Source organism: Candidatus Poriferisodalis sp. (assembly GCF_965219595.1).
Taxonomy (GTDB): Bacteria; Actinomycetota; Acidimicrobiia; order Acidimicrobiales; family Poriferisodalaceae; genus Poriferisodalis.
Genome location: NZ_OZ244781.1, coordinates 3195026 through 3216429 on the forward strand (window position 1 = coordinate 3195026; position 21404 = coordinate 3216429).

Annotated in this window: 19 protein-coding genes; 6 read left to right on the forward strand and 13 right to left on the reverse strand. The window is 66.9% G+C overall.

Annotation, left to right across the window (positions count from 1 at the left end; genetic code table 11):
• Nucleotides 1-30: 30 nt before the first annotated feature.
• The 11 genes from ACOQPE_RS14110 to ACOQPE_RS14160 all read right to left on the reverse strand — a co-directional run bounded on the left by ACOQPE_RS14110 (nucleotide 31) and on the right by ACOQPE_RS14160 (nucleotide 13179).
• Complete coding sequence (locus ACOQPE_RS14110) at nucleotides 31-1020, reverse strand: LLM class flavin-dependent oxidoreductase (protein ID WP_420609526.1); 990 nt, start codon at nucleotides 1018-1020, stop codon at nucleotides 31-33.
• The gene (locus ACOQPE_RS14115) at nucleotides 1017-2612 is read right to left on the reverse strand and encodes a hydantoinase/oxoprolinase N-terminal domain-containing protein (protein ID WP_420611399.1); all 1596 of its coding nucleotides are present in this window, start codon (nucleotides 2610-2612) and stop codon (nucleotides 1017-1019) included. The genes ACOQPE_RS14110 and ACOQPE_RS14115 overlap by 4 nt, the downstream gene beginning before the upstream one ends.
• 29 nt (nucleotides 2613-2641) lie before the next feature.
• Nucleotides 2642-4918: a xanthine dehydrogenase family protein molybdopterin-binding subunit gene (locus ACOQPE_RS14120; RefSeq protein ID WP_420609527.1), complete on the reverse strand. Its 2277-nt coding sequence runs from the start codon at nucleotides 4916-4918 to the stop codon at nucleotides 2642-2644.
• Nucleotides 4915-5418 carry a (2Fe-2S)-binding protein gene (locus ACOQPE_RS14125; protein ID WP_420609528.1) on the reverse strand — a complete coding sequence of 168 codons (504 nt, stop codon included), beginning with the start codon at nucleotides 5416-5418 and terminating at the stop codon, nucleotides 4915-4917. The genes ACOQPE_RS14120 and ACOQPE_RS14125 overlap by 4 nt, the downstream gene beginning before the upstream one ends.
• The gene (locus tag ACOQPE_RS14130) at nucleotides 5418-6284 is read right to left on the reverse strand and encodes an FAD binding domain-containing protein (protein WP_420609529.1); all 867 of its coding nucleotides are present in this window, start codon (nucleotides 6282-6284) and stop codon (nucleotides 5418-5420) included. The genes ACOQPE_RS14125 and ACOQPE_RS14130 overlap by 1 nt, the downstream gene beginning before the upstream one ends.
• On the reverse strand, nucleotides 6281-8362 hold the full coding sequence (locus tag ACOQPE_RS14135) for a 4Fe-4S dicluster domain-containing protein (protein ID WP_420609530.1): 2082 nt from the start codon (nucleotides 8360-8362) through the stop codon (nucleotides 6281-6283). The genes ACOQPE_RS14130 and ACOQPE_RS14135 overlap by 4 nt, the downstream gene beginning before the upstream one ends.
• Nucleotides 8363-8478: 116 nt before the next feature.
• Nucleotides 8479-9162, reverse strand: coding sequence for a VOC family protein (locus tag ACOQPE_RS14140; protein WP_420609531.1), 684 nt, complete (start codon nucleotides 9160-9162; stop codon nucleotides 8479-8481).
• 90 nt (nucleotides 9163-9252) lie between these two features.
• Complete coding sequence (locus ACOQPE_RS14145; protein WP_420609532.1) at nucleotides 9253-9735, reverse strand: nuclear transport factor 2 family protein; 483 nt, start codon at nucleotides 9733-9735, stop codon at nucleotides 9253-9255.
• 56 nt (nucleotides 9736-9791) lie between these two features.
• Nucleotides 9792-10802, reverse strand: coding sequence for an LLM class flavin-dependent oxidoreductase (locus tag ACOQPE_RS14150; RefSeq protein WP_420609533.1), 1011 nt, complete (start codon nucleotides 10800-10802; stop codon nucleotides 9792-9794).
• Between the two features lie 54 nt (nucleotides 10803-10856).
• The gene (locus tag ACOQPE_RS14155; protein ID WP_420611400.1) at nucleotides 10857-12041 is read right to left on the reverse strand and encodes an NAD(P)/FAD-dependent oxidoreductase; all 1185 of its coding nucleotides are present in this window, start codon (nucleotides 12039-12041) and stop codon (nucleotides 10857-10859) included.
• 19 nt (nucleotides 12042-12060) lie between these two features.
• The gene (locus ACOQPE_RS14160) at nucleotides 12061-13179 is read right to left on the reverse strand and encodes a zinc-binding dehydrogenase (protein WP_420609534.1); all 1119 of its coding nucleotides are present in this window, start codon (nucleotides 13177-13179) and stop codon (nucleotides 12061-12063) included.
• Nucleotides 13180-13327: 148 nt separating this feature from the next.
• Here ACOQPE_RS14160 and ACOQPE_RS14165 point away from each other — a divergent pair, with 148 nt between their 5' ends.
• The 6 genes from ACOQPE_RS14165 to ACOQPE_RS14190 all read left to right on the forward strand — a co-directional run bounded on the left by ACOQPE_RS14165 (nucleotide 13328) and on the right by ACOQPE_RS14190 (nucleotide 20098).
• On the forward strand, nucleotides 13328-14098 hold the full coding sequence (locus ACOQPE_RS14165) for a glucose 1-dehydrogenase (RefSeq protein WP_420609535.1): 771 nt from the start codon (nucleotides 13328-13330) through the stop codon (nucleotides 14096-14098).
• Nucleotides 14099-14213: 115 nt separating this feature from the next.
• Nucleotides 14214-16565 carry a CoA transferase gene (locus ACOQPE_RS14170; RefSeq protein WP_420609536.1) on the forward strand — a complete coding sequence of 784 codons (2352 nt, stop codon included), beginning with the start codon at nucleotides 14214-14216 and terminating at the stop codon, nucleotides 16563-16565.
• The gene (locus ACOQPE_RS14175; protein WP_420609537.1) at nucleotides 16562-17077 is read left to right on the forward strand and encodes an O-acetyl-ADP-ribose deacetylase; all 516 of its coding nucleotides are present in this window, start codon (nucleotides 16562-16564) and stop codon (nucleotides 17075-17077) included. The genes ACOQPE_RS14170 and ACOQPE_RS14175 overlap by 4 nt, the downstream gene beginning before the upstream one ends.
• 71 nt (nucleotides 17078-17148) lie before the next feature.
• Nucleotides 17149-18729: a copper resistance CopC/CopD family protein gene (locus tag ACOQPE_RS14180; RefSeq protein WP_420609538.1), complete on the forward strand. Its 1581-nt coding sequence runs from the start codon at nucleotides 17149-17151 to the stop codon at nucleotides 18727-18729.
• 44 nt (nucleotides 18730-18773) lie between these two features.
• The gene (locus tag ACOQPE_RS14185; protein WP_420609539.1) at nucleotides 18774-19175 is read left to right on the forward strand and encodes a c-type cytochrome; all 402 of its coding nucleotides are present in this window, start codon (nucleotides 18774-18776) and stop codon (nucleotides 19173-19175) included.
• 110 nt (nucleotides 19176-19285) lie between these two features.
• Nucleotides 19286-20098: an SDR family oxidoreductase gene (locus ACOQPE_RS14190; RefSeq protein ID WP_420609540.1), complete on the forward strand. Its 813-nt coding sequence runs from the start codon at nucleotides 19286-19288 to the stop codon at nucleotides 20096-20098.
• Between the two features lie 125 nt (nucleotides 20099-20223).
• On the opposite strand, the gene ACOQPE_RS14195 is transcribed toward ACOQPE_RS14190, so the two are convergent.
• Both ACOQPE_RS14195 and ACOQPE_RS14200 read right to left on the reverse strand, forming a co-directional pair.
• Entirely contained in the window at nucleotides 20224-21267 is a 1044-nt protein-coding gene (locus ACOQPE_RS14195; protein ID WP_420609541.1) for an ester cyclase, read from the reverse strand.
• Entirely contained in the window at nucleotides 21264-21404 is a 141-nt protein-coding gene (locus ACOQPE_RS14200) for a hypothetical protein (RefSeq protein WP_420609542.1), read from the reverse strand. Before ACOQPE_RS14200 ends, ACOQPE_RS14195 begins: the two co-directional genes overlap by 4 nt.

The following is a 21404-nucleotide window of genomic DNA, read 5'->3' on the forward strand; positions in this document are numbered from 1 at the left end:
CGGCGAAGCCTTGGCGCTCGCACGAGCAACTCAGACGTGGGGCAGCACTTCGCTCGCGGTGAGGTCGATGGTCTCCGAGAGCCGGTCGGTCGCGATGGGAGCCAGCGCCACCGAATCGGCACCCCCAGCCAGCAACGCCCCGATCTTGGCGGTGCATTCTTCGGGGGTGCCGGCGACCGTCAGGTCGGCGACCCACTGGTCGGGCATGCCGTCTCGCACGGCCTCGTAGCCGCCGTGGTCGATCAGTACCTGTAGCTCGTCGGAGATCCCGTACACGTCGGTGAGGGCATTGGGGCCATGCTGGCGGTAGAAGGCCAGCGATGCCCGTGCCGAGTCACGAGCTGCCTGGCCGTCTTCGTCCACGGCGTACAGCGCGAACACAGTGATCGGGTGAGGATCGGTGCGGCCGGCGATCTCGCGACCCTCGTCTATGCGCTCGGAGGCCCACTCCACGTAGCGCAGGCTCGAGCACACCGACAGGATCGTTCCGTCAGCGATCTCGCCGCCCAGCCGCAGCATGTTCGGCCCTGACACGCCGAGGCGGACAGGCATCGGCGGTCCCGTCTCGGGAAAGGTGAGCTTGACGTTGTCGAAGTCGAACAGGCCGCCGTGCCGGTCCAGCGTGTCGCCGCCGAGCAGCGCCTTGACCGCCGTCACGCACTCCCGGACAGCCTGCAGCGGCGAACGGGGATGCAGGCCCATCTGGCGTACCCATGCCGGCACTCCTAGGCCCACACCTGCGATCAGCCGCCTGGGCGACGAGCGGCTCAGCGTGGCCAGCTCCATCGCCAGCACCGAGGGATGGCGGGCCACCGCCGACACCACACCCAGGCCCACGGTGATCTCGCTCGTGGCCCCGAGCACCACGGAGGCACCGGAGATGCCGCCCGTGAAGAAATAGTCCTCCGCAAGCCAGATCTCGTCGAAGCCGCTGTCCTCGGCCTGCGTGGCAGCCCCAGCGATGTCCTCGGGGGCGATCGCGCTGCCCAAGATGAGGCCGATCTTGCCTTGTGTGCTCATGGGCCACCTCCCCCGCCGGATATGCCGTTGCCCGCAGCGAGGTCACCGACTGCCTTCACGCGGATCCGTATGGCGTTCGACGGCAGGTATGTGAGGGGGATCTCATCGATGTCGGTGATCTCGACGGTGGCCGCGTCGGCGCCCGCGTCAACCGCGCGCTGGGACGTGACCGAACGGGCCTCGGCCATTGCCTCGTCGCGGGTCATCGACGCCATCGAGTACACCCGGTCGGTCTCGGCGCCGACCTGGGCGATGGCTGCGCCGATCGCGCTGGCAACCGAGAAATAGTCGGGTCGTATCGTTTCCGACGCTCCCGCCAAGCCGTCACGCACCAGCACTCCCCCGCCGCCCACCACCACGACCGGTACCGGGTCGGCCGACGTCTTCATCTGTTCGACTGCGGTGGCCAGCATGTCCTGCATGCATTCGACCGCATCGCCCACCAGCCCAGCGTCGACGTCGCTGACCGTCGCGCGGTCGCCGATGTCGGCCATGCCGGCTGCAGCGGCGATGTCCGTAGCGGTCAGCTCGTCGCCGCCGAACACCAGCGCCCGGTCGGTGAGCTCGTAGCCGACGCTGTCGGGCCCCACTGTCACGTCGGCGCCATCTCCGTCGGCGCCATTGCCGGAGCGCACCAGACTCCCGCCGCCGAGTCCCAGCGAGAGCACGTCGGGCATCCGGAAGTTCGTGCGCACTCCCGCGACCGAGACCGCCGTCGAGGCCTCTCGGGGGAAGCCGTGCACCAGCACGCCCACATCAGACGTCGTGCCCCCCACGTCGATGACCACCCCGTCCCGGATGCCGCTCAGGAATGCCGCTCCCCGCATCGAGTTGGTGGGGCCCGAGGCGAATGTGGCCACCGGGTAGCGGCGAGCAAAGTCGGCGCTCATCAGGGTGCCGTCGTTCTGGCTGACGTGCAGCGGGCAGTCGAGGCCAAGCTCGACCAGCGCCCCGATCAGCCCGGACACGGTGCGCTCGGCGAGCGGTCGCAGGCACGCATTCACGACCGCAGCGTTCTCACGCTCGAGCAGCCCCAGTCGGCCGATCTCGCTGGACAGGCTGATGTCGAGTTCCGGTGCCTCGTCAGCCAGGACATCACGGGTCTCGGCTTCGAAGCTGTCGTCGACGGGCGAGAAGACTGAGGCCACCGCCACCGAGTTCACGCCCTTCGAGACGATGTCCTGCGCTGCAGCCCGCAGCTCGTCGTGATCGATGGGGCTGATCAGCCGCCCGTCGAATTCGTGGCCGCCGTGGCAGAGATAGACGTGGTCGCCGAGCACGGCCCGCAGCCGCTCGGGCCAGTCGATGAACGGCGGCAGTCCCCGCGTGGCGGGGAGCCCGAGCCGCACGACGGCAGTGGGCACGAGGCGGCGTCCCTCCACCAGGGCGTTGGTGAAGTGCGTCGTGCCGATCATGACCGCACCGATCGCTTCGGGCGACGCGCCGCAGTCGTCGAGCACAGCCCGGACAGCTGTCACGATGCCGTCGGTCACCTCAGGTGTCGTGACAGCCTTGGACCACCCCACCACCTCGCTGCCAGACATGGCGACCGCGTCGGTGTTGGTGCCGCCCACGTCTACACCGATCCGCAACCTTCCAGGCGCCGCCGGCTGCGGTGAACTCACGATTCAGCCTCCAGGGCCTCCAGCACCGCTTCGGGTGTGATCGGCAATGTGTCGAACGGCACGCCGATGGCATCGGAGACGGCATTGGCCACCGCAGCCGCCACCGGGACGATCGGGGGCTCGGCGGCGCCCTTCGCACCGTACGGCCCGGCAGGGTCGGCGTGTTCCATCACGATCATCTCCACCTTCGGGACATCTTCCGCCAGCGGCAAGCCGTGTGCCTTGAATGTGCGCTGGACATAACGACCGTGATCGAGATCTACACGCTCGCTCAACGCGAAGCCCAAGCCCTGAGCAACGCCGCCCTGGATCTGCCCCGCGATGGCGTCGGGGTGAATGGCCCGGCCGACCTCCTGGCACACCACGTAGCGCTCGACGGTGACCCGGCCGGTGACCACGTCGACGCTCACCTCGGCCTGGTGCAGGTGGTAGGTGGGCGTCGGCCATCCCTTGATCAGCATGCCGGTGGCGCACGCCGGGTCGTGCGGAGGCGTCGGCGTGACATACGAAGCGCCCGTAGTGATTGGCCCGTCAGACCAGGTGGCCGCCTGCGCGACCGCACCGAGCGTCAGGCTGGCAGCGGGCACCCCCGCAACCGTCACGACACCGTCGTCGATCGTCAAGTCTTCGGGGGCCGCTTCCAGCATCTGGCTCGCCCGGTCCAGCACTTGGCTGCGAACCTCGGCTGAAGCATCAGCGATGGCCCGGCCGACAACGTGGGTGGTGCGGCTGCCTTGCGACCCGGCGTCGTAGCCGGTGGCGTCCGTGTCGGGCATGGTGATCGTCACAGCGTCAGCAGCAAGACCGAGCGTCTCGGCCGCGATCTGCCGCAAACCAGTGGCCACGGCGCCCGAGCCGTTCTCGGTCGCCGAAGTGATCACCGTGGCGGTGCCGTCCTCGTTGAGCTTCACCGTGGCGTGGCCGGGCATTGGATTGGTCAGCCACACCGCCGCCGCCTGCCCGACGCCTCGCAGCTCGCCTGTGCCCGCGCCCTGCCAGGGCGCTAGCTCATCGACTCGGTCGAAGGCTTCTCGCAGGATCGAGATCTCTTCGAGCGGCTGGCCGTTGCGCATCAGATCGCCGTCACGGGCTAGCGATGCCAACCGGAACTCCCGGCGATCCCGATCCAGGGCGTCGGCAACGGCGTCTATGTGCCGCTCGTTGGCGAACACCAGCCACGGCCCATTCACCCCCCGGTAGGCACCGGTCGGAGCGGTGTTCGTGTAGACGTTGCGGGTGCGGATGCGCGCAGTGCCCACCCTGTAGATCGAGCCGAAGACGAACATCGGGATGGCCGATAGCGCCGGGCCGTTGTTGGCGTAGGCACCGCTGTCAGAGACGATCTCGACGTCGGTGGCCAGGATCGTGCCGTCGCCGCTCACCGCAGAGCGGATTGAGACCAGCGCATTGGCCCGGCAAGGTGCCACGAGGCGCTCTTCGAGTGCAGCGTGCTGCATGCGCACCGGACGCCGGTAGCGGCGAGCCAGCAGCGCGGCAAAGGCCTCAAGGCTGACATCAAGCTTGGCGCCGAAGCCTCCGCCGATGTGATGGCCGACCACGCGCACTGCCGAAGGCGCCACGCCCAGCATCTGGGCGACACGGTCTCTCAGCCGGAACGGGTACTGGTGGGACACCTCGATGACGTAGCGGCCCGACTCGTAGGACGCGAGCGCCATCTTGGGCTCCAGATGCGCCTGGTACTGCCGGGGCGTGCGGTACGTGCCCTCCACGACGAGGTCGGCGGCCGCGAACGCCTCGTCCAGGTCTCCCGGGTCGTGGACCACTTCGGCTACCACGTTGCCGTCACGCCCAATGTCAGCGCCGCCAGTCACGGCAAAGCGGTTCCAATCGGGGTGGACCAGCCGCACACCCGGCGCCAGTGCCTGTTCGGGCGTCGATACGGGCTCGGTCGGTTCGATGTCGATGTCAACCGCCTGAGCGCCCGCGTCGGCCGCGGCACGGTTGTCCGCCACCACGATCGCCACCGGTTCGCCTTCGTAAGCCACATAGTCGGCCGCCAGGAAGGGAATGTCGTTCACGATGACACCGGTGCGCCCATCGGGAACATCGGCAGCTGTCAGCACATCCAGCACGCCGTCGACCTTGAGTGCCGGTCCCGAGTCGATCGAGCGGATGCGGCCCGCCGCAACCGGAGACCTCGAGATCGACGCCCACAGCATCCCCGGCCTTGCAAGGTCGGCACCGAAGACCGCCTCGCCACGAAGCTTCGCGTCGGCATCGCTCCGGGCGGGATTGGACCCGAGCAGACTCACGATGTTGCCGCCCGGATCATCAACTGGGCGGCGTCGAGCGCCGCTTCCACTATCTGCTGGTACCCGGTGCAGCGGCAGATGGTGCCTGCGAGTGCTCGGCGGACATCGGCCTCGGAAGGGTCCGGAGTGTCCTCCAGCAAGGCTGTCAGCACCATCAGCACGCCAGGCGTGCAATAGCCGCACTGGACGGCGGCATGGCTGACGAAGGCTTGCTGCAGTGCAGTGAGCTCCCCCGTCCCGGCGAGCCCTTCGACCGTGAGAACCGTCCGGCCGTTCGTCGAACCGGCGGCCAATATGCACGAAGCCACCGGAGCGCCGTCCATCAGCACGGTGCAGGCACCGCATTCGCCCTCACAGCATGCTTCCTTCGGTCCGAGGAGCGAGAGGCGCTCCCGCAGCATGCTGAGCAGAGTCTCCCCCGCACCTACGTCGAGTTGGTGGCGCCGCTCATTCACGATGAGCCGGATGGAGACGGATTGCTCGCCCGCGGCGCCAGGCATCAGCTTCCCACCCCGGAGATCCCTGCGACACATCGCTCCGCCAACCGGCTCAGCAGTCTGGGGAGCACCCGCCGCCTGTACTCAGCCGCTCTTGCCCGTTCGGGCGCTGCGGCACTCGCGAGCTCTGCGCCGGCGTCGGTGCAATCGAGACGACCGTCGACAAGCTGGGTGCCCACGACTGCAGCTTCTGCGCTCGGCACTCTGTGCGGCGGCCGGGTTCCGCCGCACACAGCGATTCGAGCATCGTTGACGACGCCGGTCGGCGTCACCGACAGCCGGAGCGCCAAGCCCACCACCGCAAGGTCCATGGCACTGCGGTGGCCCACCTTCACGTATCCCTCGGCGCTGCGCTCTCCGAGCGGCTCCGCCTCGATGGCCCGCAGCAGTTCGGTCGGCCGCAGGGCCGTCGCGCCGGGCCCCTCGAGGAACTCCTCCAGCCCGATGCGCCGACGGCCCGATTTCGACACCAGCATCAGCTGCGCATCGGCGACGAGCAGCGCGGGCAACGTGTCGGCTGTTGCCGCCGCTGAGCAGATGTTGCCGCCCAGCGTGGCCACCGTCTGGGTCTGCCACGCTCCGACCGCCGCAGCCGCCTGCGCCAGCGCCGGGTGCCGCATCGCGACGAGCGACGCTGTGGCAAGCCTGCGCAAGGTGACCAACGTGCCGATGCTGGTGACGCCGCCGACCTCCGAGACGCCCTGCAATCCGTCGATCCCGCTGATGTCGATCAGCGCAGCCGGAGGCTGCTCACCTCGCAGGTACTGCGGCATCACGTCGGTTCCGCCCGCCAGGATGCGGCCCTCGGTGCCCCAGCGGCTCAGCTCGTCGACCGCCTCGGCGACACTGCGAACCCTGCAGAACCTCACTGGCCGACGCGCTCCCGTGCTGCCCCGGGTGACTCGGCCTCCTGCGACGCTGCAATGCCGGCTTCACGATCCAGCGGGAACGGTGCCATCCCGTCCGGGCCGGGTGGGGCCATCTCCGGCGGGAACATCGCGAAGCCCGATTCGTCTCGCGGCTTGCGCTCGAGATTGAGACCCCGCGTGTTCGCACCCTTCGGCGGCTCGACCGGCGTGTCCTCAAGCACCTCGATGTCCACCCACCACTTCTTCGCCGGGTTGATCTCGCCGCGGCCCAGCTTGTCGTCGAGGCGGGCGATCCACGAGCGGGCGAACGGCAGCTTCATCGCCGCCCACTGGAACGGGCGCTCGGCCAGCACTCCTTCGACGTTGTACGGGCACGTCTTCATGCAGCGCCCGCAGGCCGAGCCACGCATGTTGGTGATCCGGTAACGGGCGCAACGGTCGACGTCGGGCTTCCACATCTCGTACCCGTTGAACATCACCTTGTCGCCGAAGCGGATGGCGCCGACGGGGCACTCGCGGGCGCACTTGGTGCACTTGGTGCAGAAGTCCTGCAGCCCGAAGTCGATCGGCCGGTCCGGCGTGAGCGGCATGTCGGTGGTGATGGCGCCCGACTTGAACCGTGGTCCCACGAACGGGTTCAGCACCAGCTCGCCGATGCGTGACAGCTCCCCGATGCCCGCCGACAGCAGCAGCGGTATGTGGTTGATCTCGTCGTCGGCGGCGGTATGTGCCTGCGCGTCGTAGCCGAGCCGGCGGATCTGGGCGGCGATCGCATTGGCGATGATCGACGCCCGCAGGTAGGCCCGCATCGACTGCGCGCCGCTGATCCAGTCGTCGCCCGAAGCGCCTTCCATGGTCTCGAAGCCCTGATCGAGCACGAACACGATGGCGTTGCGGTGCAGCTTCTCGATAGGAGAGCCGTCGGGGCGGTGGGAATACCAGGCATATTCGGGCGCCTCGCATACACCGGTCATGTCTGCGCCGATGAAGTGGCCCAGCGCCTTGACCGCATCGGCGTTCGCTGCCGGGTCGTCCGCACCCGGGCCGACCTCGGGGGCAGCCTCGCCCCGCTGCAGCGGAACCAACCGCCGCAACATCTCTTGCGAGGCGATGCCATGCGGCGCCTTGCGGATGAAGCGAGCCACCTCCTTGCGCGGGCGAGGGCCCAGGTCGCCGGCGCCGGCCCGCACGAAGAAGTTGTGCCGCGCCGCAGGTCGCGTGACCTCTTCGGGTATGACCAGCGTGGTCGGCTCGTCGACCCGCTTCACCTTCTCCATCGGGTAGCGGCCGAGGTGCCACGGCCGGTGCCGCCCGTCCAGACGGCTCCACCCCGGCCGGGTGCCACCCCAGCCCAGCCAGTGCCGGAGGGAGATGCGCAGGTTCTGCACGACATTGCGCGGCGCGAGCGGGCCGTCGGGAGTGAGTTCCAGATTCGTCGTGACCACCGCAATGGCGAACCCCCGCTTCAGGAAGGGATGTCCGAGCCCGCGGCGATCTGTCTCAAGCACCCCAGCTTCGACGCCGATCCGGAAGCGATCCACATCTGAGGCTGCTGCAGTGTGTGCGGTGGCCCCATATCCGAGTGTGCCCAGATACCGAGTGAGCACAGTGGCGATTTCCGTGGCACGCAGGTCGGCGTTGTCCTGTTCAGAACCGGCGATCCAGTCATATCCCGGCTCGCCTGGCCGGATGGGTCGCCCCAGCCCCACGACGATCGCGATGGCACTGCGGTGCCCTTCGATCGGTTCAGCAGTCCAGCTCTGCCGCGACGGCTCGCAGATGCCAGCGAGGTCGGCATCGAGGAAGAAGCAATACCCGCGCATGTTGTCCACCGCAGCTTGTGCACTCGGCATCGGTGCCGGCGCCGCCAGCACATCCGCTGTCCGGCATGCTGTGAAGACGTCAACGATGTCGCCGAAAACGCCAGCCACGCCCCACTCTCCCGGTGAGGCTGGTGCGGGCGGCGGGTCGGGCATTTCCTTCCTCACATCGAACGCCCCGGGCGCGAGCCGGGGCAGCAGCTCGGTGGGCAGCGGACCGGCCGCCGCGGCTCGTTTGCGGTGCGAGAACAGGCGCATGCTGCAGCCTTCCCTCAGTCAGGCGCGCCCGCACTGGAGCACTCAACGGCTCCGGCGCTTGCGGCTCGGCTGCGTGTCAATCATGCCGCCGACACTCGCTCTGCGTCGTGCAGTGCTCAGCCGGCGGGGACCGGGGGCGTGGTCTCGCTCATCCGGTCCCACACCACCTGATCGGGCAGGCTCATCACCGTGTCGTAGTGGTCTTCGGGCATCAGCCGCGGCATGCCGGTATCCCCCGACGGCTGAGGCACGGGCTCGACCGGGCGGCTGTATTCCGCCGGGTACTTCAACTGCTCCAGTTCGGCCGCAGAGATCCCGCACAGGTCCTGGACTTCAGGGTCCACCCACTGCTCGACGGGGATGGCCGACCCGCATGCCACCTCGAGCGCCAGTCCCTCTGGACCCGCGAAATAGATCGACTGGATGAAGCCGTGGTCGATCGGGCCGAACACCTGCACGCCGCGATCGCGGATGCGGTCACGCAGTGCCATCAGATCCTCGAAGGTGTCCACGTTGAACGCCACGTGCTGCATCGTGCCGGCAGTCACGGGCTCGCCCGGCCCACCTGCGTGAGTGACACCGAGCTCGATGTCCTTGGCGTTGTCCGGGTGCTGGACGAATGCCACATAGCTGTCGGGCGCCAGCTCCACGAAGCCGTGATACGTCCCGTCCACGCCGTGCATCCAGTAGAGCGCCTTGAGCGGAAGCCCCAGCACATCGCACCAGAACTCCAGCTGGCCCTTCATGTCGCGGGTGGAAAGCGCGAGATGGTTCACACCATTGGGATGCAATGCGGTCATTCGAATGGCTCCCTCTTCGCTTGCGACTATATGCCTCGGCCAGCCCTCACTTCGAACCTGAGTGCGTTCGCAAATCTGGCCGTGCAGCCGTCACGACCCGGGTGAGGAAGCCTGCTCTGCGCCGGCAGCGAGCGCCTCTTTGTGCCGTTCGTAACTCCCCACCATCTCCAAGAACCGCTCTGGGTTGTAGATGTCCTCTTCGTAGCTCCACAGGCCGTCGCCTGCGTACTTGAGGAGCGAGAAGTTGTACTCCCGATGGTCAGAACCATCGCCGGGGTCGGCCATGCGGTTCCAGATCTGGCACACCACCCAGCCACGTTCCTCATCGATGATGTACCACTCGATGGGGAACTCGATCATCTCCGATCCCGGCCACTCGCTCATCTGGGACTGGATCCACTCGTAGATGGCCTCGCGTCCGACCATCGTGCCGAAGAAGTGCTCGACGTAGGTTGCGTCCTCGGTGAAGCGATCGGCCCAGTCGCGCCAGTCGCCGGTCTGGCCCGCCTTCTTGCTGGCCGCCTGATAGGTGGCAAGCGCTTCGGTGATCTCGGCTCGGCTCCATTGGCTCATCGTTCGTCATCCTCGGTTGCTGGTCGGCGCAGAGCGAAATGTAAGTGAGAACGCAGTCATGACGTCGCCAGCGGGGCAATCACCTGCTCGGCGAAGAGGTCGAACGAGCGGTCCACCTCGTATGCCGAGAGGTCGCCCCAGGCGAAGACGCCGACGAAATAGTCCGTGCCGGCTTCTTCGGCGAACTGCTCGCAGTGTTCACGCACGGTCTCGGGCGAGCCCACGACCACGGCTTGGAATTGTTTGGCCTTGTCGTAGTCGCCGCCGAGGGTCGGGTCGTTGGGCGGGGTCATCTCGTAGCGCCTGAACAACCGGGTCAGGTGCTCGGTGAACGCGGCCCAGGTACGGCGACCGATCTCGTCAGCCTCAGCATCGGTAGGTGCCACGATCAGCCGGCGCAGCCCGCCGATCATCGGCGAGTGATGCCTGCCGATGCCGCCCGCGCCGAGGAGTTCGTGGTAGCGGGCCGTGCTGGCGGCCACGGCGGCCAGCGGTCCGGCGGTCATGGTGCGCACGCCCATCTCGGCGGCTGTCTCGAGCTGCCCGGGTCGCCACAGCGGCGGGTAGGGCCTCTGGTAGGGCTCGAATTCGATCGGCACGTCACGGAACTCGTAGAACTGGCCCTCGAAACTGAAGCTCCCCGCGGTCTGCATGGCGGCCAGGATCAGCTCCAGCGACTCGTCTGTCTGCGCGACGGCATCGTCAGGGTCCAGACCCCACAGCAGGTGCTCGGGAACGCTGATGCCCTTGCCGAAGCCGAACTCCAGCCGACCCTCGGAGAGCTGGTCGAGCATGCACAGCTCTTCGGCCAGCCGGATCGGGTGGTAGAAGGGCAGCAGGTGCACCAGCGAGCAGATGCGGATGCTGCTGGTGCGCTCGATGGCGGCGGCCAGGAACACGTTGATGCTGGGGGCGGCGTCGAGCGGGATCAGGTGGTGCTCAGACTTGTGCCACCCCCACACGCCGGCTTGCTCGGCCCTAGCGAGCAGGTCCAGCCGGTGCCGGTAGAGCTCGTGCCAGGGCACATCGCCCGGCTGCTCGAGCTGATCGAAGATGCCGAACCGCACGGGGCGAGAGTAGTGCTGTGCCGCCAGCGCCATCGGGGCCGCAACAACGGCGACTCAGATGATGGCGCTCTCCACGAAGGGCCGGTTCTCCACGATGCGCCGGTAGCCCAACGGCGTGAGGTCGAGCGTGCGGTACTCGCCGTAGGCAATCCACTCCGACACCGCCCGGCCGATCGCTGGCGACTGCTGCATCCCGTGCCCGGAGAACCCGTTGGCAAAGATGAAGTTCCCGATCTCATGGTGCGGTCCGACCACCACGTTGTGGTCGAGCGTGTTGTAGGCGTAATGACCGGCCCACTGGCTGGTGACCTTGAGGCGCTCGAAGGCAGGCACGCGATGGGCCAGCACCGGCCACACCTTGTCCTCGAAGATGTCGTGGTCCATGGCGAAATCGTCGTAGTCGACTGCCGGATCAACGTCGGGCGTGCAGCCGCACATGTAGGCATCGCCGTCGCTGCGCATGTGGACGCCGCTCGGATCGATGGTCAGCGGCAGGGCGCGGTCGAGCGGCTCGGCCGCATCGAAGATGAACGTGTACCGCTTGCGCGGTTCCACCGGCAAGGTCGCGCCGGCCATACGGGCCACTTCGACTGCGCGCGGCCCAGCGGCGTTCACCAGGGTTCCGCAGCCGACTTCGCGCCCCGATGCCAGCAGTGCCGAGGTCACACGTCCAGCTGAGATGACGAGATCGACAACTTCGTCGGTGATGTAGGTGACGCCGTTCTGGCGTGCCTTGCGGCGCCACCAGTCGAACATGGTGCCCGAGTCGAAGTAGCCCTCGTCAGTCAGGTTGTGGCTGCCGCAGAGGATGTCGTCGACGTTGTAGAAGGGGTAGTCGGCCTTGATCTCGGCCGGGCTCATGATGCGCGTGCCAGAGCCCAGCCCGGCCTGGATGGCATGATTGCGGCGCAGCGCGTCGGCGAAGCGCTCATCGGCGGCGAGGTACATGTAGCCGAAGTGGTGGGTGAAGATGTCGGGGATCTCGGGATCGCCGCCGAGGCGTTCCCGGAATTTCCGCACGAATTCGGCGCTGAAGCGCGAGATCTGCACGTTGAGCGGGTTTGAGAACTGTTGACGCATGCAGCTGTTGGTGTGGGTGGTGGATGCATTCGCGTAGGTCGGGTCCCGCTCCACCACCAGCACCGATCCGTCGAAGCCGTCGCTGGCCGACAGCGCCCAGGCGATCGACGACCCCATCACCGCCCCGCCCACGATCACCACGTCATAACTGTCTTGCATCGCCACGGTGATTGGTGCGTCAGGAGTGGGGAGTGATCAGGTACTTCTCGCCAGTGGCCTGGCGGGCGTAAACAGCGGCTTCGGCCGGATTCAGGGCATTGCGAAGGCTGACCTGCTTGGTGTAGTTGCTCGAGAACGTGGTGGTGAGTTCGTCCGCTACACGCTGCCGTAGCTGCTGACCCCGCTCAGCGCCGACCTTGGCCAAGAAGTTGGGCAACAAGAAGCCTCCGACGCCCCAGGCCATGCCGTAGCTGCGCGTCAACTCGGTGGTGGACCGGTCGAGGCCGCCGTAGATGTACACCTGCTTGTGAATGGTCGAGCCGTAGCGGCTGTAGGGCGCAGACGGGTCTTTGCTGGCAGCGGCTTCCATAGCAATGAGGATCTGGTTCGCCAGCCGACCGCCGCCTGTCGCGTCGAACGCCACCGTGGCTTTGGTAGCCACCAGTGCCGCCACGAGGTCGTCGTTGAAGCTGTCCTGGCTGGAGTCGCAGACATGCTGCGCGCCCAGCGATCTCAACAGATCGGCCTGGGCGGGGCGGCGCACGATGTTGACCAAGCCGACTTGTTCGGCCTGGCAGATCTTCACCAGCATCTGGCCCAGATTGGATGCCGCGGCGGTATGCACGATGGCCGAGTGGCCGTCGGATCGCATGGTGTCCACCATGGCCAACGCGGTCAGCGGGTTCACGAAGCACGATGCCGCTTCGACGGCCGTGGTGCCGTCGTGCAGCACCAGGCAATGCACTGCGGGCATAGCCCGGAACTCGCTGTACATCGCACCGCCGAGCGCTGCCACGGTCTTGCCGACCAGTGCCTGCGCTTGGGGATCCGATCCTGCTGCTACCACCACGCCGGCGCCTTCATTGCCGCATGGCAGCGATTGTCCAATGCGACCGCTGAGCCCGCGCAGGGACGCCGGTGGCACGGTGGCCGTGATGGTCGGCCGGCCGTCGATGGTGGCCCCTTCAATGGTCGAAGCATCCGCACCGGCCAGCATCACGCCGAGATCGGAAGGGTTGATCGGCGTGGCCTCGATTCGGATCAGCACGTCGCCGGGGGCCAACGCCGGCACATCCACCTCTACAAGGCCGAGCGAGACCTGACCGCTACTGGACACCCTGGACTGCATCTGGAGCATGAGCGCAGGCTATGCACACCGCTTCGCTGCCGGTTCTTGGTGCAAAAATGTTCGCTCGGCGAGCCTTCTTGCACCAATTTGCGCCGTGATCGCAAGCGTTGGTGGAGACAGCAGCTACCGGACCTACCGGCGATGGGAGTTCAGGGCCATGAGACTGCAGGGCAGGGTGGCACTAATTACGGGAGCCGGCAGCGGGATCGGACGCGCCACGGCGCTGCGGTTCGCCGCCGAAGGGGCGCGCATCGTGGCGGTGGACATTTCCGACTCGAACGAAGAGACGGTGGCTGAAGTCAAGGCCGGCGGTGGTGAGGCAATTGGCGTCCGCGCCGACGTTGCTGTCGAGTCGGATGTGGCCGCTGCGTTCAACGAAACCGAGTCGGTCTTCGGCGGACTCGACGTGGCGTTCAACAACGCAGGGATCATGCTCGACGATGACACCGATGCCGTCGCCACCGGCGAAGAAACCATCGACCGTACCTTCGACGTCAACGTGAAGGGGGTGCTGTACGGCTGCAAGTACGCCGTAGAGGCAATGCGGCGGCGAGGAGGCGGTTCGATCATCAACACCGCCTCGTTCGTGGCCTCAGTGGGCGCGGCTACCCCGCAGATCGCCTACACCGCCTCCAAGGGCGCAGTGCTGGCGCTGACGCGCGAGCTGGCGGTCGTTCATGCCCGGGAGAACATCCGCGTCAATGCACTCTCCCCCGGTCCGCTGCGCACCGAGCTGCTGATGTCGTTTCTCGACACGCCGGAGAAGCGCCAGCGCCGCCTCGTGCACGTGCCGATGGGACGCTTCGGCGAGGCAGATGAGATGGCGTCGGCGGCCTTGTTCCTCGCTTCGGACGACGCGTCGTATATGACCGGCGCCGATCTGCATGTCGACGGAGGCCTCACCGCCGCGTACGTCACGCCCGAATAGCGCCGGGGCGGGCGACGCTCGCATCTCATCGAGCCGGCGGGCGTGGCGAAAGTAGTGTCCGGGCCACAGAGCGGCGGAACAGTGGCCGCCGCACGGTCAACAGATCGGGGGCGGGATGCTTGGTCCGTATCGGGTGCTGGATCTGACAGACGAGCGCTGCTGGTTCGCGGGCAACCTGCTGGCCCAGCTCGGCGCCGATGTGGTGATGGTGGAACCTCCGGGCGGTTGGCCACGGGGATACGCGCATGACGCCTACAACCGCGGCAAGCGCTCCGTGGCAGCGGCCGACGCCGATGAGGTGGCCGCTCTGGCAGCCGCCGCGGACGTAGTGCTCCACAACGACGCGACCCCATTCGACGTCGATCTGGATGCGCTGCGAGAGGCCAATGCGCAGCTCATCACGGTGCACATCACACCGTGGGGCGAGACCGGCCCGAAAGTCGGCTGGAGCGCCACGGATCTGACGCTGTTCGCCTCCAGCGGCCAGCTGGCGGTGACCGGCGACAGCGACCGCCCGCCGGTGCGCATCAGCATTCCCCAAGCCTGGCTGCATGCCAGCGCGCAGGCCGCCGTCGCGGCGACCGTGGCGTTGGAGCATCGTGCCCGCAGCGGCCGCGGCCAGCACGTCGATCTGTCGGCGCAGCAGGCCGTCTGCGAGACCGCCCTGTCGGCCATCCTCTACGCCCCGGCGGGCCTCGAAGAGGTGCAGCGGGAAGCGGGCGGGGTGCGCTTCGGCAACCTGATGCTGCGCACGATCTACCCATGCAAGGACGGTTACATGATCGTCACCGTCGCCTTCGGGCCGATGATCGGGCCGATGGTGCAGCGGTTCCTGGCCTGGATGCACTCCGAGGGCTTCTGCGACGACGACATGCTGAACAAGGACTGGGTGAACTTCGCCCTGCTCTTGCAGAGTGGCGAGGAGAGTATCGGCGTCATCGAGCAGCTAATGGAGAACATCGCCGCCTTCTGCCTGACTAAGACGAAAGCCGAGATGATCGAACGCGGCCTGCAGGATTCGCTGCTGGTGTGCCCGGTCAACACCTTGGGTGATGTGCTCGACAGCCCGCAGCTCGCGGCTCGTGACTTCTGGGATGAGGTCGACGGCCTCCGGCTTCCGGGGCGCTTCGTGCTCGCCCAAGGCACGCCGCTTGCCCCGCTCGGCCTGGCCCCGGATGCGGGTGAGCACACTGCCGAGGTGGCGAGCGAGTGGACCGGTGCCCCATCGCAGCTCTCGCCCACCGAGACGTTGCCCGACGGCGCCTCTGCGGATCGGCCCCTGGCCGGGCTCAAGGTCGCAGATCTCGCCTGGGTGGCGGCAGCCCCGCTCGCCACGAAGATCCTCGCCCACTGGGGCGCCACGGTGGTGCGGGTCGAGACCCAGAACCGGCCCTGCCTGTTGCGGGGCGCGTTGGGCCATCGCGACGATGTGCCCGATCAGGAGAATGCCATCGCCTGGCATTCCACCAATGCCAACAAGAAGACGATCTCGCTCGACTTGTCCAAGCCCGAGGCTCGTGAGGTTGTGCGTGATCTGGCCGCCTGGGCAGATGTGGTCGTCGAGTCGTTCACCCCGGGCACGATGGCGGCCTGGGGCTTGGGCTACGACGATCTCCGGGAGCTCAATCCGGATCTCGTGATGGTCTCGAGCTGCGTGATGGGTCAGACAGGCCCCTTCCGGGAGTTCGCGGGCTTCGGCAACATGGCGGCATCGATTGCCGGGTTCTTCGACATCACCGGCTGGGAGGATCGGGGGCCAGCCGGTCCGTACTTGGCCTACACCGACTACTGCTCGCCGCGCTTCACCGTGTGCGCGCTGCTCGCCGCGCTCGACCACCGCCGCAGAACTGGTGAGGGCCAGCACCTGGATTTCTCCCAGATGGAAGCAGCCGTACACCTGCTGGCACCCGCGATCGCCGAGATGCAGGCCACCGGGGAAATGCGCAGCCGCCGCGGCAACGCCGACGACGAGATGGTGCCCCACGGCGTGTACCCGACTATGGGCGACGACGAGTGGATCGCCATCGCCGCCGATGGCGACGAATCATGGCGTTCGCTGGCCATAGAGATGCGTCGGGAAGATCTCGCCGAACTGGACAACGCTGCCCGGCGAGAGCGTCAAGCAGAGCTGGACGAGATCGTGACCGCTTTCACGTCCCGCCAGAACGGGCCCGGCCTCACGCACCGCCTGCAAGCGCATGGCATCGCCGCGCACCACGTGCAGAATTCCGGCGCCTGCCTCAACGACCCGCAGCTCGCCCATCGCGGCCACTTCCAGTGGGCGCCGCACGGCTACGCACGCCGGACTGTCGTCGACGCGATCCCGTACACGCTGTCTGCTGCGCACAACGGCTTTTCCTGGGCGGGCCCCACCTACGGCGAGCATGCGATGGAGATCTTGGAAGATCTGCTCGGTTACGACGCCGACCGCATCGCGGAGCTGGCCGTGGCCGAGGCACTCGAATGAGCAGCGATCGGCCGTCGCCGCAGTTGGAGCTGGCTGTCGGCGACATCACGCTCGAGCAGGTCGACGCGATTGTGAACGCGGCCAATGAGACGCTGCTGGGAGGGGGCGGCGTCGACGGTGCCATCCACCGCGCTGCCGGGCCCGAGCTACTTGAGCACTGCCGGATACTCGGCGGCTGCCCGACCGGTCAGGCCAAGGTCACGCCCGGCTTCAGGCTGGTTGCCCGCTGGGTCATACACACGGTCGGGCCGATCTGGCACGGCGGTGACCGGGGCGAATCCGAGCTGCTTGCGTCTTGCTACCGGGAATCGCTGGCCAGAGCAGACGAGGTCGACGCCCGCTCGGTCGCCTTCCCGGCAATCTCGACCGGCGTGTACGGCTACCCCATTGCGCCTGCCACTCAGATCGCCGTCGAGACTGTCCGCAGCACACCGACCACCGTCGAATTGGTCCGATTCGTCTGTTTCAACGACGAGGCACTGAGCGCCTACGAGGCGGCGCTGGCAGATTGACCGCGGAGTGACATCGCATTCTGCGAGCATTCACAGACGGTTGCCAGATTCCCGGACAAGACTCGGTCGTTGTGAGCCTGAGATCGCGCTGCTCGACAGCGCTCATGCTGGCCTTGGCCGTCAGCGCTGTGCTCATCGTGACGACAGCGGCGCCAGTTGCCGCCCATACCGGCCTGGAGTCTTCGCAACCATCTGACGGGCAGGTCGTCGTTGAGCCAATCGCAAGCATCTCGCTGACCTTCAATCGCCCGGTCGAGCCAGCAGGCGACGGGTTCACTGTGTCCCAAGGACAAGGCCCCCAATTCCTGCCTGACTCGCTGAGCTCAACCGACAATCGGGTGTGGCGGTTGCACTTCGATACGCCGCTGGGCAACGGCGTCTATGAGGTTTCGTGGCGGGTGACGGCGGAGGATGGCCACGTCGTCGAGGGCATGTTCGGATTCACCGTCGATGTTCCTCAGGTCGAGTCCCTGACCACGGCACCGTCGGACTCGACCGCAGACTCAACAGCGGGTTCCCCTGATGGCACTGCCGCACGAGCAGATGCCGCCGAGGAGCTGCCGGCGGAGACTCCCGAGTCGGACACCATCCAATCGGGTCCGCCGGCGTCCGTCACCACACTTCGAGCAGGCGACGGGACACGGTCGGCGGCCACAACGACGCCCTCATCCTCGGCGACATCGGGCGCCACAGCGCCTGCGGAATCGAGTGCTGCATCTGAGGGCAACTCGCCACGCCTGGCGCCGAGCAACTCGGGAGCCGCGGGCGCTGATCAGTTCGCTGAGGCTCCGCGAATCGTGGGCCTGCTCGCGACGCTGGCCATCGTCGGCGGGCTCGCGTTCGCGTCGTTCATCGTGCGCGATGAGCCATCGGAGCGAGCCCGAGTGCATCGCGCACTGTTCATCAGCGGAATCGCGCTCGTCGCCGCGGCCGTGGCCGCTGCGCTGTCCCAAGCGGTGGTGATCGAAGACGACTGGAGTGCGGTCGTGTCGGTGGATGCGATCAGCGACGTACTCGCTGCGCCCTTCGGCATCGCCGTGGGCTTGCGCGTGCTCGGCGGCCTCATGGTGCTTGCCCTAGCTTGCCTGGATGCTGCAGATAGCAGCCGGATCCGATACCGCGTTCTCGGCCTCATTGGCGCGGCGCTGGTGATCGTCTCGTATTCCTTCGACGGTCACACGGTCACTGAGGGGCCGAGACTGCTGCACGCCGCGGCCAACGCGACTCATGTGACTGCTGCCGCTGTGTGGAGCGGAGGACTGGTGTTGCTCGCCGACTTGCTCCGACGCCGTCGCCGTGACGCCGGGTTGGTCGGGCCGTTGATGCATTTCTCGCAGTTGGCGTCCGTGTCGCTCGTGCTTGCCGGTGTCGCCGGCACCGTCATGGCGCTGCTCGTGATGGATCGATTCGCCGACCTATGGTCAACGGGGTGGGGTCGTCTGCTGATCGCAAAAGTCGCCCTTGTGGCCTTGGCCGCCGTGATCGGTGGGCGCAACCGCTGGGTGCACATGCCAGCAGCGGCGCGGCACGTCAGCTTGCAAGCGCAGCCCTTGGTTCAACAGCGCCTGTTCAGGGCCGTGAGCATCGAAGCCGCCGTCCTGGTGGCGGCTGGCGTCGTCACCGCGTTCCTGGTCGGAGCGTCCGCCCTGTGACCCGTTTCAGAACCGCGCTCCCATGGGCAGCAACCATGGTGGCCGTGTGCGCGATCGCCTTCGCGTGCGCTGCCGATTCCGACGATGCGGGCGACGCATCGTCCGCCGAGCCGGCACCCACGGTCACGTCCGACGCACCTGCGCCCCCGACGACGGCTGCTGCCTTTGTGGTTCCCGACGGCGCTGCGGTGTACCAGCAGTACTGCGCGGAGTGCCATGGTGTCGACCTGCGCGGCACCGACAAGGGTCCCTCGCAGCTCTCGATCATCTACGAGCCCAACCACCACGGCGATTACGCATATCGGGTGGCCATCCGTGAAGGAACTCGGGAACACCACTGGTGGTACGGCGACATGCCGCCCGTGGAGGGCATCACCGATCTTGAGATCGAGAAGGTGATCAGCTACATCCGTGCCGAGCAGGAGCGCCTCGGCTTCGAACAATGAGCCGACATCACTGCTGCGGGGCCGGGACTCGACAGGCTTCGTGGGCCTAATCTCACGCCACTCGGCCGAGCCGAGTGCTCGCACGTGCGACAACGAACGGAGACAACAACATGTCCAAGCGGATCCTGCTCACTGGAGCCTCGACGGGAATCGGGAATGCAACCCTGCAGCGTCTCGTCGCTGCCGGTCACGAGGTCGTGAACCTCGACATCAAGGACGCTCCTGACGGCGCTGCTGAACACCATCACTGCGACCTGTCGGACCCGGCTTCGATCGAGAGCGTGGTAGCCGGTCTTGACGGCACATTCGACGGTTTGGGCAACATCGCCGGCGTGGCGGGAAGCATGGGCGCCGAGCTGGTGCTGCGAGTGAATGTGTACGGGCTGCGGCACATCACCGAGACGCTGCTGGCTGCAGGCAAGTTCAACGATGGAGCGTCGATCGTGAACATCGCATCGCTTGCCGGGATGGTGTGGGATCGGCACCGCGATCGCATCGCGGAGCTCGATGCAGCCGAGGACTTCGCTGCAGGTATCGAGGTCGCGCAGTCCTATGAGCGGGGAGGACCCGCTGCCTACACGCTGTCGAAGGAATGGGTGGTGTCGTACACCAAGCATCTGGCGGGACAGGTGCTCGACCGAGGCATCCGCGTCAACTCGGTCAGCCCCGGCCCGGTGGACACTCCCCTGTTCCCGTACTTCGAGCAGGACACGGGCGTCGAGCAGATGGCATGGCTGAACGAACGGGTCGGCAGGCTCGGCACGCCCCAGGACGAAGCCGAGGTGGTGACCTGGCTGCTGGTCGGCGATTCGGGCTGGGTCAACGGCGTGGACCTGCCGGTGGACGGCGGCCTCTCGGCCGGCATGACCGTGGGATGGGCCAACCCCAAGGACTCGCCTGCCTCACGTTCACGCCGCACCTGACCGCGCCTCGTCTGGCCTTCGCCCCGAGCGAGGTCGCGAGTCGAGCTGCAAGGTTGCCTCGACAATCGTCCGAGGTGATTGCCGCAACACACGGGTCGTGAGCAAGCGTGAGCGTTCCGACTTGGCTACCTAGCAGCGAGTTCGGACATGCGAGCAAGCACATCGACACCGATCTGGTCGTAGACGTGCAGCAAGTCGATGAGCACCCAGTTCTCCCGGATCTTGCGCTCGACCGAGCCATCGGGCAACTCGCGGCGCTCGACGCGCCAGAAATCCAAGCTGCGCATCGTGATCTGCTGGCCAGAAGCTGCGATGCCAAGCCAACCATCGCCCGTCAGCGTCATGGCCATGCCCGGCCATCCGGTGACACCTACATATGCACCGTCACCGAAGAAGTGCCCGTCGCCGGCATAGCCGCCACGGCGATCCGGCATCGCCCGAAGGAAGGGGATCTGGTGGAAGCGCCGGAACCCCTCGACACCGCGGCCGGTGCCGATGCCGTGCGGCCCGTACCAGTTGAATTTGGGATGCCACCAGTGCTCCAGGCGCATCACCTCAACGGGTTCACGTGGATGGCGACCCATGTCGGAGAGCATGCCGACCACATGATCGACACTGGCCTGCGATTCCGCTTCGTCGCGCGGCCCTCCGGTGATCCCGTCCCCGGTCGCTGGGGATGGCACCAACCAGTCGCGCCCGAGGCTCGGCGTCATCGGCCAGACGCCCGCATGCATCATGACTTCCGGCACGTCCCAAACGGCCTGCATCTCGAGAATCTGACGACCCTCGAACCGGAAGAACTCGTGGTAGCGCATCGCTACCGGCCGGCCGGTGGCCGGGATGCCCAGCCACGAACCGCTGAAGGTTCCCATGTATGAGCCGGCGCAACCAACCCAGTGCTGGCCGCCAGAGTCGGCACCAGCAATGACGATGTAATCCCGCCGTTCGAGATCCGGCCACGCTGCTGCGAGCGGCGCCAATGCCACGTTGTAAAGGCCGTCAGGGCCGTCGAGATCTTCGAAGGGATGGGTGAGGTGCACCGCCGCGCCGTCGGCGAACACACCACGCAGGGCCGCCTGCACCTTCGTCGCGTCGTAGTCGTAAAGAGCCGCTCGCAGTGGCGACAGCAACACCTGGAGGCTGCGATGCGGATCGTCGGCCGAGTTCATGAGTTGATGGCGAGGTGGCTCTGGCGGTCGAAGAAATGCAGATTCTGGACATCCACATTGACCCGTATCCGGTCACCCACCCGTTCGAAGCCATTCGGATAGACCTTGCTCAGATCATTCAGTGTCACTGTTGCCAT